Origin of the sequence: Paenibacillus xylanexedens (assembly GCF_007680605.1) — a bacterium.
GTDB classification, from domain to species: domain Bacteria; phylum Bacillota; class Bacilli; order Paenibacillales; family Paenibacillaceae; genus Paenibacillus; species Paenibacillus xylanexedens_B.
In genome coordinates this window covers 283212-296165 of sequence record NZ_VEIO01000001.1, presented here as the reverse complement: position 1 = coordinate 296165, position 12954 = coordinate 283212, and the positions used below count along the sequence as shown (strand labels likewise).

Annotated in this window: 16 protein-coding genes; 1 reads left to right on the top strand and 15 read right to left on the bottom strand. The window is 45.6% G+C overall.

Going from position 1 to position 12954, the window contains the following annotated elements; translation table 11 throughout:
• Positions 1-21: 21 nt before the first annotated feature.
• The 12 genes from FS818_RS01560 to FS818_RS01505 form a co-directional block, all read right to left on the bottom strand.
• A complete protein-coding gene (locus FS818_RS01560; RefSeq protein WP_313960471.1) occupies positions 22-1128 on the bottom strand; it encodes a phosphodiester glycosidase family protein in 1107 nt (368 codons plus the stop codon).
• 5 nt (positions 1129-1133) lie between these two features.
• Positions 1134-2027, bottom strand: a complete 894-nt coding sequence (locus tag FS818_RS01555; protein WP_123065056.1) for a 5'-3' exonuclease — start codon at positions 2025-2027, stop codon at positions 1134-1136.
• A gap of 201 nt (positions 2028-2228) precedes the next feature.
• Positions 2229-2594 carry an arsenate reductase family protein gene (locus FS818_RS01550; RefSeq protein WP_145328977.1) on the bottom strand — a complete coding sequence of 122 codons (366 nt, stop codon included), beginning with the start codon at positions 2592-2594 and terminating at the stop codon, positions 2229-2231.
• Between the two features lie 518 nt (positions 2595-3112).
• Positions 3113-4099, bottom strand: a complete 987-nt coding sequence (locus FS818_RS01545) for an RluA family pseudouridine synthase (RefSeq protein WP_145328975.1) — start codon at positions 4097-4099, stop codon at positions 3113-3115.
• Entirely contained in the window at positions 4096-4671 is a 576-nt protein-coding gene (locus FS818_RS01540) for a cob(I)yrinic acid a,c-diamide adenosyltransferase (protein WP_145328973.1), read from the bottom strand. The genes FS818_RS01545 and FS818_RS01540 overlap by 4 nt, the downstream gene beginning before the upstream one ends.
• 78 nt (positions 4672-4749) lie before the next feature.
• Positions 4750-5286 carry a bifunctional adenosylcobinamide kinase/adenosylcobinamide-phosphate guanylyltransferase gene (locus tag FS818_RS01535; RefSeq protein WP_186331510.1) on the bottom strand — a complete coding sequence of 179 codons (537 nt, stop codon included), beginning with the start codon at positions 5284-5286 and terminating at the stop codon, positions 4750-4752.
• A 36-nt stretch (positions 5287-5322) separates the two neighbouring features.
• Positions 5323-5874, bottom strand: coding sequence for a type 2 periplasmic-binding domain-containing protein (locus FS818_RS01530; protein ID WP_145328969.1), 552 nt, complete (start codon positions 5872-5874; stop codon positions 5323-5325).
• 185 nt (positions 5875-6059) lie between these two features.
• Positions 6060-6248 (bottom strand): aspartyl-phosphate phosphatase Spo0E family protein, encoded by a 189-nt coding sequence (locus tag FS818_RS01525; RefSeq protein ID WP_308722269.1) that lies wholly within the window; start codon positions 6246-6248, stop codon positions 6060-6062.
• Between the two features lie 220 nt (positions 6249-6468).
• Complete coding sequence (locus FS818_RS01520) at positions 6469-7677, bottom strand: aminotransferase class I/II-fold pyridoxal phosphate-dependent enzyme (protein ID WP_145328965.1); 1209 nt, start codon at positions 7675-7677, stop codon at positions 6469-6471.
• A gap of 13 nt (positions 7678-7690) precedes the next feature.
• Positions 7691-8191 (bottom strand): Lrp/AsnC family transcriptional regulator, encoded by a 501-nt coding sequence (locus tag FS818_RS01515; protein ID WP_145328963.1) that lies wholly within the window; start codon positions 8189-8191, stop codon positions 7691-7693.
• A gap of 156 nt (positions 8192-8347) precedes the next feature.
• Positions 8348-8731 carry a spore coat protein gene (locus FS818_RS01510; RefSeq protein ID WP_145328961.1) on the bottom strand — a complete coding sequence of 128 codons (384 nt, stop codon included), beginning with the start codon at positions 8729-8731 and terminating at the stop codon, positions 8348-8350.
• Positions 8732-8784: 53 nt separating this feature from the next.
• Positions 8785-9018 (bottom strand): hypothetical protein, encoded by a 234-nt coding sequence (locus FS818_RS01505; protein WP_145328959.1) that lies wholly within the window; start codon positions 9016-9018, stop codon positions 8785-8787.
• Between the two features lie 95 nt (positions 9019-9113).
• Between FS818_RS01505 and FS818_RS01500 the strand changes: the two genes are divergently transcribed.
• Entirely contained in the window at positions 9114-10337 is a 1224-nt protein-coding gene (locus tag FS818_RS01500) for an NAD(P)/FAD-dependent oxidoreductase (protein WP_145328957.1), read from the top strand.
• Positions 10338-10456: 119 nt separating this feature from the next.
• Here FS818_RS01500 and FS818_RS01495 read toward each other — a convergent pair whose 3' ends face one another.
• From FS818_RS01495 to FS818_RS01485, 3 genes are all read right to left on the bottom strand, one after another.
• Positions 10457-11665: an MFS transporter gene (locus FS818_RS01495; RefSeq protein WP_145328955.1), complete on the bottom strand. Its 1209-nt coding sequence runs from the start codon at positions 11663-11665 to the stop codon at positions 10457-10459.
• 132 nt (positions 11666-11797) lie between these two features.
• Positions 11798-12364: a hypothetical protein gene (locus FS818_RS01490; protein ID WP_145328953.1), complete on the bottom strand. Its 567-nt coding sequence runs from the start codon at positions 12362-12364 to the stop codon at positions 11798-11800.
• Positions 12365-12484: 120 nt separating this feature from the next.
• The gene (locus tag FS818_RS01485; protein WP_090922248.1) at positions 12485-12910 is read right to left on the bottom strand and encodes a DUF350 domain-containing protein; all 426 of its coding nucleotides are present in this window, start codon (positions 12908-12910) and stop codon (positions 12485-12487) included.
• Between the last annotated feature and the right edge of the window lie 44 nt (positions 12911-12954).

Below are 12954 nucleotides of genomic sequence, written 5' to 3'. Positions count from 1 at the left end.
TCATGCCTCCATGATTACTTTTTATCGAACAGAACCACCAAACACTAATGTATTACTTAACAGCCGTCCTGGAGAAGTCAGCATCTTGCCACCTGCATACATCCCGGAGGATGCACCGCCATCCAGGTTCATCGCCTGTTTGGCTCCCAGCTTTTGCATCACAGCTGCCCATTCTTTTATTGTAGCACCAGAAACGGTAGCAAGCATCACTGAACCGTCGGGCATGATGGCAATTCCGCTTCTCGCTCCAGACGCATTCAAAATCTTCGGATCTTTGAACCCCTCACCCGCTGGATTGACCGATATCTTGCCGTCCTTCACCAGACGCGGGCCAGCCCCCACAGCTGTGACCACATCCTGCCACGGAATTTCCTGACCGGATGCGTTCGTATATCTGTAATTCATCTCTACGGTGGAGCCTACCGTAAACCGGTCAGCTGTGGACTTCTCTCGACCTGTGAAGACAAGAACAGAACCGTTTTTGGGAATCGCTACGTTTGTATTCGGTACTTTTTTGGTCACGACACCCTTTTCCATAATCACTGCCGTCCCGCCCTTGAAACCAACATTGGCCCCACGTTCTGGGGTGTAGAGCATCGAGATGCTTGCATCCGCTGAAGGTGTCCGGTTAACAAATGTTGCATACCATCCGCTTGATTTGCCTTTCGTATCTGTGACTGTGCCCGTTAAGCTCACTTGAAGTGAATCCATTATCGCTGACCCATCTGCCTTAAAACCAATGGATGTTCCATATCTTCCTATATGTATCACTTTCCCATTTGCTATTAACATCCCGTAAGGATCTGGTGCTCCGTGATATGCTTCAAAAAAAGCTCCGTTAATTGCTGCTTGTGCGCCATACGCTTTTACTATAGATGGTAGAGTTGCGGTTTGACCAACCTGTTTCTTCGCAAGTCCTACGGTTACTGGTGTCCCTTTTGGAATGGAAACGGTCTGTACGCTAAAACTACGTCCTGCTGCTTTCACTTTCTGTACTTTCGTGCTAATCGCTGCTTTGGCTTCCGCTCTCTGCGGTGCACTTACCGCCCCTGAAAGCAGTACCGGAAGTGCGAGGACGAGGGCCATTGCCCCAGTCCACCACTTTCTACTCGTTTTATTCATCATCATGTTGCTCACCCTATCGCCACTCCCATCCAAGAGCCCAGGCTCTTCATCTCAAGTTGTTCAAACTTGTCCATCACCGTATCCGGGTCCAGACGCAATTCACAGCCTTCCAGCGTACAAGCCACCGGAACTGCACAGTGAATCTCTGCCAGCCTGCGAGACAGATGCAACATATCGAGATCACTCTCAATTTTTTTACGTACCGAAGGGGTCAGTTGATCCAGATTGCTTAAAATCCCTTCAATCGATCCATACTCTTGCACAAGCTTCAAAGCCGTTTTCTCGCCAATTCCACGTACCCCGGGATAATTGTCGCTGGCATCTCCCATCAAACCCTTCATGTCGATAACCTGACGTGGTGTCAATTGTTTCTCAGCCATCAACGTTTCGGGATTGTATACCATGTAGTTGCCGTGACCTTTTTTCATAATAATGATACTTGTACGATCATTAATCAGCTGTAACATATCATGGTCTCCCGTCAGTACCATCACATTCATATCGGTTTCTTCGGTGTAATACTTGGCAAGTGTTCCGATACAATCGTCAGCCTCATACCCTTCTGCACCAATATTCGGAATATTTAGACTATCCATCACTTCACGAATCAGAGCAAACTGGGGAATAAGGTCGTCTGGTGCTTCAGCACGATTACCTTTGTACGCTGCGTACTCCTGACCGCGAAACGTCTTGCCTCCCATATCCCAACAGCAGATGACGTGGCTTGGTCCAAACGTCTGAACCGCATCCCAAAAATAACGGATAAACCCATAGACTGCATTGGTCGGAAGCCCTGCCTTTGTACGTCTGATATATCCGCTTGCAGATGTTGCGTAGAATGCCCGGAACAACACTGCCATACCGTCTACCAGTAACAAAGTAGGTTCATTACGTTGATTCACTTGATTTTGTTCTCTCCTTGATCTATGAAAGCTGGAACAACAATCGATTCCAACCTCGATAGCATATTAAATATCGAAACTCATTCTATCATTATACCATAGTTACGCCAACCCTCATGGAGCATAATTATCCCACTACCTCTTTGAACCAAAAAAAGCCCTGAATTGCGAACAATTCAAGGCTTAGCTCCGGTGAATGTCTTAGGCGTTGTTCCATTCCTGCTCATACGTATCTTCCTTGAAACCCACGGTGACTTTTTCTCCATCGGTTACGATCGGACGTTTGATCAGACGACCATTGGAAGCCAGTAACGCAATCTGCTCTTCCTCGGACATCCCTGGCAGTTTGTCTTTGAGCTTTTGCTCTTTATAGACTTCTCCACTGGTGTTGAAAAACTTTTTCACTTCAAGTCCGCTTTTGTGAACAAGCTCTGTCAATTCGTCTTTCGATGGTGGTGTATCAAAAATAGGGATTAGCTCCAGTTCATGCCCTTTCGCTTCCAGCCATTTCACAGCCTTACGGCACGTACCGCATTTCGCATATTGATATACTTTTAGTTTTGTCATGGATGTTCCTCCCACTCGGGTTTTGGTCTATCGCTTCCCTTGGTTTGCTCCGCAAATCCAAAAGTCGCTCCATCCCAATACCCTCGCTCAGCAATTTTTTTAGTCGAATGCGGGCTTATCGCCCCTCATTACGACGTGATTTTTCAACATTTGTTCCAACATTTCTAGAGCTATAGATTTTACGAACTCAAGCTTAACTACCTTAAAGCATGAAGAATCTTAAAAGCTCTAAAACCTCTAAAACCTCTCTAGCCTTCGGCGTAATGTTTGGCTGCTTTGCTTACCAAACTCTATGGCTTCAAAACTTTAAAGCTTTAAAACCCTTTTAGCCTTCGGCGTGTGGTTTGGCGCTTCGCTCACCAAACTTTAAAGCTTCAAATCTTAAGCTCCAAAACCTCTTTAGCCTTCGGCGTGTGGTTTGGCTACTTTGCCGCCAAACCGTGGGGCATTTTTGCTTGCGAACACTCAACTGTCGCCTTGATCAATGATTACTCATGCACTTGGGTGTGTAGCTTGGCTTATTGCACCGTTTCTCTTGGGGCCGCCTCGGTATCCAAACGTTTCTCCAATGCGGCCATATCTGGCGGCAAAGGTGCCTGAAACATCATACGTTCCCGGAGGATCGGATGTTCAAATGTCAGCTCACACGCATGCAGTGCTTGGCGTTCAATCCACGTATCCCGTTCATCACGAACAGCCATTCTCTGCTCATCCACGTTATGCACTGGCAACGTCTTATACATCTGGTCACCGATCAACGGGCAACCGATAGACGTCATATGTACCCGGATCTGATGGGTTCGTCCACTTTCCAGCTTCAAACTTACAGCACTGGCACTTCCATCATCCCAGCGTGACAACGTTGTGTAGAGCGTTCTGGCTGCATATCCATCTGGTGTAACGATACGGCGATGCGGCTCCTCGGGATCACGGTCAATTGGGCCGTCCACGGCTCCATGTTCGGGAACAGGGCTACCATGCACCAGTGCGATATATTTTTTATCCACAGTACCGGCTATCATCTGCTCTGATACATGCTGGTGCACATACGGGTTTTTGGCAATCGCCAGCACGCCGGATGTTTCCTGATCTAATCGGTGGATCGGACGGAAGCGGAATTTCTCGCCTTTTTGTTGCCAATAATGCACCACACCATTAGCCAAAGTACCTGTGTAGTGCCCATGGGTTGGATGCACGATAATTCCGGCATCTTTATTCACGATCAGCAGATGTTCGTCTTCATACAACACGTTGAATGGAATATCCTCTGGCAGAATATCATCGGATTCCTCCTGTTCCATCCGAACCTCCACCAGATCACCTGCACTCACTTTGACACTGATGTATACCCGTTCACCATTCAACATAACACCTTGCTCGGTGAGTTTGATTTTGGATAAAAGCTTACGCGAAACCTGAAGCCGTTTTTGAAGCACGGTTTTTAGCAGCCAGCCGTCCTCTGCTTCGGTCACCGTGTAAGCAATCGGCGCATAATATTGGCTCATTCTTTGCGGCGGAATACTTTTTTGCTCCGCACATATTCAATATCCGCAACTTGTTGTCTTGCATTGGCTGTCCGTGCAACAACAAAGAAATAATCCGATAGACGATTCAGATACCGGCGCACCGACGGATTAATATCCGTATGCTGTCCCAGCGTAACGGTACGTCGCTCTGCCCGGCGGCATACTGTCCGGCATACATGCAAAGCAGATGAGAGCTGACTTCCACCAGGGATAATAAAACGTTCCACTTTAGGATTTTCAGCATCATATTGATCGATCCACTGTTCCAGACGTGTGACCATCTCATCCCTTACTTTGTACTTTGTCTCACTTATTCGCACAAAAGCCAAATCTGATCCGCAGTCAAAGAGTTCCTGTTGCACTTCCAGCAGGTGCTCGCGCAGATCCTCAAATTCTCCATTAGCAGACTCAATAAGGCTGATTGCTTGACCTACAAAGCAATTTAATTCATCAATTGTGCCATACGCCTCTACCCGGTCATCATCCTTGATAACTCGGCCTCCAATGACTGAAGTCTGGCCTTCATCACCGGTTCGTGTATATATCCCCATCATATTCCCTCCAATTGTGCATTAATCATTTATCAAACGCTGAAATATCTTACCCGATGATCCAAAGCTCGTCTATTCTTAATCTTCATAATGCCAATGCAGAGCTTTCAGATCAATCGCAAGACCAGACACCAGCATAAACATCTGTTTTGCATTAGACTGCAAAATCCGGTTCACCGAAGCCATTCTCGCTGCAAAAATACGTTCCTCTTCTGACGGATGTAAGCTTCCATGCATCTCATTTGTAATGATAAGTATTTTCCCCTGATAGGATAGCAGTGCATCTAGTAACCGTTGTGTTTCCACACGTTGCTGATCCAGATCAGTTGCTTCCCTGAAACTCGCTACCATCCAGGACGTCAGGCTGTCCACAATCAACATGCGTTGATCCGCCAGAAAAAGATTGGATTCCCGATTAATCTGGTTCACCACTTCAGCAAGCTTCGGGCCGTTCCCCGCCTGAATGGCACGATAATGAGCGGATGGCAATTCGGGAATTACGGAATCATGATCACCAGTGGACAAATATACACCTTCCCGGCTCATTTGAGCCGCATATTTCAGCGCAAAGCGCGTTTTTCCGCTGCCCATACCGCCTGTGACCGTAATCAGCAATCCGTTCCCTCCTCCCATACCTGTTCTAAATAGATGTTATTCTGTCAGCGCTTTGAGCACTTTTTTCGATTCTTCAATGTTAGCCGCTGACAGTGGAATGGTAGCGAACAAATTGCTCGGGGCGTAGTTTACATCCTTGAACATCTGCATATTCTCCAGCGGAATACCGTACAGATGGGTTTCCTTTTTCATATCAGATCCGTCGTCGCCCTTCCCTTTTTCAACCAATACAGATCCCTCAAATACACCGCGTTCATATTTCTTGGGATCAAATGTATCGTCTAGCGGGACATTCGAGCCATTCTGACCGTACTGTTTCATATCATTTTCAGGCAAAATAAAGATATCATGGCTACCAGCGGCATACTCAACCAATATTTTTTGAACATCGTACATTGCACTTGTAATGATTTCTACTTTTGGTTCTTCACCAAGCTTTTGTTGCAACTTTGTTTGCAATTGCTCCGAAATACCTGATGGATTACCTTGGTTATCAATAATAAACACCGTAAAACCATCTTTACCGCCACACCCGGCTAATATAAAGATTAATGAAATTATTGCGGTAAGTCCCCAAAATCTTTTCATTCCAGCTCCCCCTTTAGTCTCCTAACTCCAATATATCACAATTGTTCCACGCAAAAAAATAACCCCTCCATTCAACATTTATTGAATTACACAGCAAAAAGGAGACCCTTTCGGATCTCCTTCTCTACCGTGTTACAAATTATATCATTCTACATGTGTCCGGCATATATCCATTGGCCCGATACTTACTTGGGTTTGACCGGATTAGCCTTCATGTATTCGTTAATTTTCAAGTCCAGCAAACTGCTGATCTCAATCACAATATCGGATGTAAATGATTTCTCTTCCAGGAAAATCTGTTCCATCTTGCTTCGAAGCATACGGATCTCATCTTCCAAGGAAATGTTATGCAAAGATGCGTCATCAGGGTTCACCGACCATCGGTTGCCATGATCGCTTTCTGCCAGAACGTGTCCACGATTTGTCGGTAAATCATATTCAACACAAAACAAAGCTAACCCCTCCTCAGAAAATAATTTTCCAAATATATGAAATCCTATTTCAAATTGAAATTATATCATAATATTTTGTAAAAGAAAGTATTTTTTTGGAAAAGTACTAAATGCCTTATTTATACTGCATCTATTCTTTGTATTAACCCTCTTTTTGAACTTTGTAAACAAAATTTCCGATACGCTCCAAAGCTTCGTTTAACTGGGATACGGAGGTCGCATAAGAGCAACGTAAAAACCCTTCTCCTTGCGGCCCAAACACGTTACCCGGCACAGCAGCCACCTTATTCTCCGTCAGTAATCGTTCAGCAAACAGGTCAGAACTCAGTCCCGTCTTTTGAATACTCGGAAAAGCATAGAACGCACCCTGAGGCTCATGACAATCCAGCCCGATATCACGGAACCCCTGTACAATCAAACGTCTGCGCTGGTTATAGGATTCGACCATTCGGTCTTTCTCACCCAGTCCATTCGTCAGTGCTTCGAGAGCTGCCACCTGCCCCATTGCTGGTGCACACATCACCGTGTACTGGTGAATTTTGAGCATCGCTGCAATGAGTTCAGGATGTCCACACATATATCCAATCCGCCATCCCGTCATCGCAAACGCCTTGGAGAAACCGCTCACCAAAATGGTGCGATCCTTCATATCAGGAATCGAAGCGAAGCTGACATGTTTTTGATTATACGTCAACTCAGCATAAATTTCGTCAGCAATGACGATCAGATCATGTTTTTTGACGACTTCTGCGATCGGTAGCCAGTCTTCGTAAGTCATGATCGCCCCTGTTGGATTGCTTGGATAACATAATATCACGACCTTTGATTTCGGTGTAATGCTCGCTTCAAGCGCTTCAGCCGTTACCTTGAACTGATCCTTTGCATACGTCTCTACCCCGACAGGGATACCTCCACCGATGGAAGCTATAGGGGAGTAAGCGACATAAGATGGCTCAGGAATAAGAATTTCATCTCCAGGTACGATCAATGCACGCAAAGCAAGGTCAATCGCTTCACTTCCACCTACGGTGACTATTATCTCGTCCTTTGGATCGTACCTGGTATCAAACTGTGTATCCAAATAATTGCTAAGTGCTTCACGCAACTTCGGCATACCTGCATTCGAGGTATAACTGGTCATGCCTCTCTCGAGAGAGTATACGCAAGCTTCACGCATGTGCCACGGTGTTACGAAATCCGGCTCGCCTACACCAAGCGTGATGATATCTTTGTTATCGCCCACCAGATCAAAAAACTTGCGGATGCCGGATGGCGGGATCTGTTTTACGAGCGGAGCCAAATATGAGGACATCGTTTTGTTATTTCCGGTTGTCTGTTCATTCACTATCATGACACATCTTCCTTTACGGCGAGATCATGAGACGGTTGTCTTCCTGATGGTCTTCAAAAATAATCCCGTCCTGCTTATATTTTTTAAGAATAAAATTCGTCTTGGTTGACAGTACTGAATCAATCGGAGACAACTTCTCCGATACAAAGTTAGCCACTTCTCGCAGATTGCCGCCCTCTACTTCAACAAGCAAATCATATGCTCCTGACATGAGGTAAACGGACTTTACTTGCGGATAAAGATAGATTCGTTCGGCAATCCCTTCGAAGCCACGTCCACGCTCAGGTGTAATCTGGACTTCGATCAGAGCTGTCACTTTCTCATCATCAATTTTGCTCCAGTTCACGACCGTTGCATATTTTACGATGACGTGTTCTTGTTCAAGCTGTGCTACAGCAGCTTTGATTTTATCTTCCGACTCCCCCAGCAGCGTTGACAGCAGTGCGGGAGTCCTTCTCGCGTCTTCCTTCAACAGATCCAGAACTTTAAGTTGCAGATCGTTCAACTCTTTCATCGTTTTCCCTCCAGCGTCATCCAGGTTCCTAAAATGAATTAATACTTATATTACATGAATTCAACGTTGGTGCATAGACAAAAGACCGCCTGCCTTCAATTCAGGCAAGCGGTGGTATGGTCGGTAGGGACATGCTTCAAAACCCTTATCTACAGGTTACATGTAATAAGGGTTCCCGTAATTCGGTTGACGCGGAGATACATTTGGCACTTGGCCATATGGACTGTTTTGTACATTTTTCTCCTGCACGAATTGCTGGCATTTCTGCTGTGCCTGGTGTGCAGACTGAATCTGCTTGTCCAAGTCCTGACGCGGTGCTTTGGCAGAAGCGGAGTACATGTTGTTCTGCTGCATCAGATTGAACAGTTCTCCTTGCAGACGAAGTGTATCATTCGTCAATTCATTGAACATGCTGCGAACCATGGGACATGAAGATTCTGTTGTAGCCGTCGTGTATTCGCGCGAAGTTCGTCTCAGATCTGCAAGAATGGTTTTTAACAAATCCTGTTCTTGCATAAAAGTACCGGTTTGATTATACATGTGTTTTCCTCCTATGTGCTGATTTATTGCTGTGGGTTGCTTGTTGATGTGAATTATTGGGATTGGGAAGGTGCAAGAGACTGATGCTGATGCAAGGTTTGAATCAGTGTATTCATATGTTGCTCATGAGAGCGAACATATTGATTCAATGCCCGCTGAATGGCCGGATGTGTGGATATAGAAGCCGTAGCTGCACATTGCTTGATCAGCATCTCCTCGTTGGAGATGGAATCGGCAATGTAGTTCAACTCTTTTGGACTCAGGGCTTGCATTTGTGAATGTTGCATGTACGTCGTACCTCCTAGATCTAAAGTTTATGCGAGTTTATTGTTACCTTGAATGACAAAACTATACCAATGTGAAGACAAAGGAGCTGGTTCTAATGGATCTCGTCTATGGTACACCTTACTGGCCTTCTACTTATAAATCGGATGTGGATTATCCCTCGTTAAATGGCGACATCTCTTGTGACTGCTTGATTATTGGTGGCGGTATGGGAGGTGCTCTGACTTCTAGATTGCTTGCAGAGCGCGGATTCGATACAGTTGTCATTGATAAGCGAAAAATAGCGCATGGAAGCAGTTCAGCCAACACCGGCCTGCTACAATATACCAATGACAAAACGTTGACATCGTGCATCAACACATTTGGAGAAGCAAAAGGGGTACGCTTTTATGAGCTATGCCGCGAATCCATGAAGCAACTTTCCGGGATTGCCGGGAGTCTGAAGACCGATCCATGGTTTATTCCGCGGAACAGCTTTTGCTTTGCTAGCTCTGAGGAAGATGTTTCTTTGCTTGAGGAAGAATTTCAAACTCTACAGAAGTATGGATTCGAAGCAGAGTTATGGAGCTCTGACCAGATCAAAAGCCACTTTCCTTTTGTGAAACCCGCTGCCTTGTACACCAAAGGAGATGCAGAAGTAAACCCGTATCGATTTGTCCAAGGCCTTTTTGAGTCGGCCGTTCAACATGGGGCACGAATTTACGAAGAAACAGAAATGATTCACTGTGAATATGATGATGAAGGGGTAACGTGTTATACGCCCCATGGCAAAATTCGTGCTAAGCAAGTCGTCTATGCCGCAGGTTATGAAACGCAAGAGATTAAGAAAGACCGGGGAGCGTATTTGAAAGCAACGTATGCTATAACAACCAAACCTCTGTCTGATCTGAGCTCTTGGCATGAGCAAGCTATGATCTGGGAAACAGCTCGCCCTTATCTATATATGCGCACCACGCCAGACAACCGCATTATCGTGGGTGGGCTTGATGAAGAAACACCTGCCCAGGATCAGCGGGAGCTCCGTTCCGAAAATCAAGGCGAAGTTCTGTTAGAAGAGCTCAGAACGTATTTTCCACTTGATCAGCTAGAGGTAGATTATGCTTGGGGTGCTGTGTTTGGTAATACACATGATGGCCTTCCCCTCATTGGTACGCATCCGGATTACCCACATTCATACTTCGTCGAAGGGTACGGAGGGAACGGAACGGTGTACAGCATGATTGCGGCCTCCCTGATCGCAGATGCCATTAGCGGCGGCGCCCAGAATGAAGATATGAAGTTGTTCTCTTTGACAAGAACGAGCAAACCATCTCCAGTCTAAACAGCAACATCGAATAGAATGACATACAGCTTCGTCGTATTAAACATGACAAAAGGGTACGGCTAAGGGGAAGCTTTCATCCCCTCGCTGCACCCTTTTATTTTTTCAGTTATGAACTTTTATGAATCACGAGTTGTCGACTTGATCAAAAGTTTTCTCATGAACATCCAGCCAATCAGTGGAAAAGCCCCCAGAATGATAATGAGCCAGATTAACACTTTAGTTGATGGCGAGTTTAGCACAGTAATCATAAATACGGTCAAGCCAAAAAGCCGCCCGCACATCAGACTGAGTTCCCTTAATACGACAAGTTCAACCCTTTTCTCCACATTTTCGCCGCTCGTGCCCATCATGTCGAATCCTGCGGAGATCATCGGCAAAATATATAGCGGCATCGCTATAGCGCTTCCGATTCCCATAAAAAGCAGTGTTCCATAAGTCACTTTCCAGAGAAGAGGGAACAACACCGCAAGCAACAACACGGAACCTGCGAGCATCCCTTTAGATCGATAATGAGGTTTGAACCATTTTCCTGCAGCCCAGTAACTGACGAGTGCCACGGCTGAAGTAATAAGAGAGAATTGTCCAAGCTTGTATTCCTCAGTTGTCGCCAGATATACAAGCAGTGCAATCAAGAAGGCAAATACCCCTTCCCGAACGCCTTGAGCAAACAGTCCCATGGAAAGCGGCCGCCACGGACCCTTTGAGGTGGACAACTGCCGAATGGGTTCTGACCAGCAGTATGTCCCGCTAACTTTTCGTTTTTTTAGAAAAAAACTGAAGATCACTGCGATGATATAAATGACAAGAGATACGGTGAATATAAGCCGATATCCTGTATTATCTGCCATACGTGAAATAATGAGGCCCGAGAACCATGGTCCAACAATGCCTGTCATTGAGCCTAACAAACCAACCCAGCCATTAAACAAGTCCCTGTTTTCCCGATCCGTCACTTCGAAATAGACGACATTAAAGGCAATCCAGAACAGCCCCAGTGCACATCCCAGGAGCAAACCTAGCGGCCAGATCCAATCCACAGCGGTCTTTCCGGTCCACAGAACAAGCATATAGAAAATACCAGATAAAGCTGTTCCAAGCCTCAATGCACTCATTTTATTATGTTCCTTGACCCACTTCCCCGCGACCCAAAACGTGATGCCAATAGCCAGTTGCTGACTGATGGTAAACCAACCGAGCATGGCGTAATCCGGACGGCTTTTCCATAGAAACACGTTCAAAAACGTACCGGACAAGGCTCCGGCTAACGCAAACAATCCATTCACGCCTAAAAGCAGAATGGATTGTCTTCCCAAAGTAATCTTCATCTGCCCCTCCTCCATCACCTGAATCCAACTTAACGTGAACAGGCGGCTCTTAAGGGTTAACGTACCCCAAGCCGGAGGAAAACATGATGAATCTTTGGCGTTGTATAAAATTAGCTTTCAAACCAATGTGATCTATTCGTGTGCACTCAGGTTCTGAATCAAACGCAAACGGTCATCCTCTGATAAACTGTATTGAACCTGGAAACAACCAGAGCACACGTAAGTCAATACTGTAAATGGAGATGACAAGACAACACCTGTCCCGGAAGCAGCATTGGCTACTGGTGTGAATGTATCCTGACTCGCTGTCTGCGTACCAGCTAGAATCATGAATTCCCTACAATTCGGACACTCTGGTACTTCCTCTTGCTGATCCAGTTGCTTTTCTACACCTTGTTCATATTGAATGAGATCGTTGCCCTCGTCTGCATATTTGTTCAAAGTACGAAGTTCAGGCAACTTCAGTTCCACTTCATCACCCCAAAGCGAAGTCAGATCCGAGATTTGCTCTTTATCGTTTGAAATGTCCTCCATGTCGAACTCTTCTTCGCTATCATCATTCTCTTCATCGCCAATGTTAATGTTCAGTGTACGGTAACCCTTTAATTCATTGTGACAATACGGACACTCTTCTTCCGGACCCAGCTCCTCATCCCAAACAATCTCTGTTTGACACCAAGGACATACCGTTGTTTCCATCATGTATCAACCTTTCTCTTTCATATAATTACGTATTTAACACATAGATCACACCGATGGCAAAAAACACAATCGATGCCGCAAACAAAATCCGTATCAATATTTTCATCATCGATCCCCCTAGACAATGCTTGCGCCAATAACAAAGGACAGTGAGACAGAAATGATCATGGATATCAACCCAACTGCACGGTTATCTGCTTCAATCTCCCGGTCAATTGAAAACACTGGCGTCAGGAACTCGAATAAAAAATAAGCAATGAGCAACAAAACAAACCCGACAAATGACCATGTCATCGCTTCATATACTGAAGATTTTGCTTGAATACAAAAACGGAGTACGTTGCAAATCCCAAAGATTTTCCCGCCTGTAGCCATAGCCACAGCCACATTGCCTTTTTTGATCTCCGTCCAGCATTTATATTTGGTTACCAGTTCGAAGCATGCGAGAAAAACGAGCAACTCCATGATGGCAACCGAGAAGAAACCGAGGACCATCCCGAGCGGATGAGACAGCAGTCCGTCAATCGCTTCTTTCACTCCCATTCTCCTTCCGCATCTGCTGTCCGACTTAACGACGGAACAGCAGG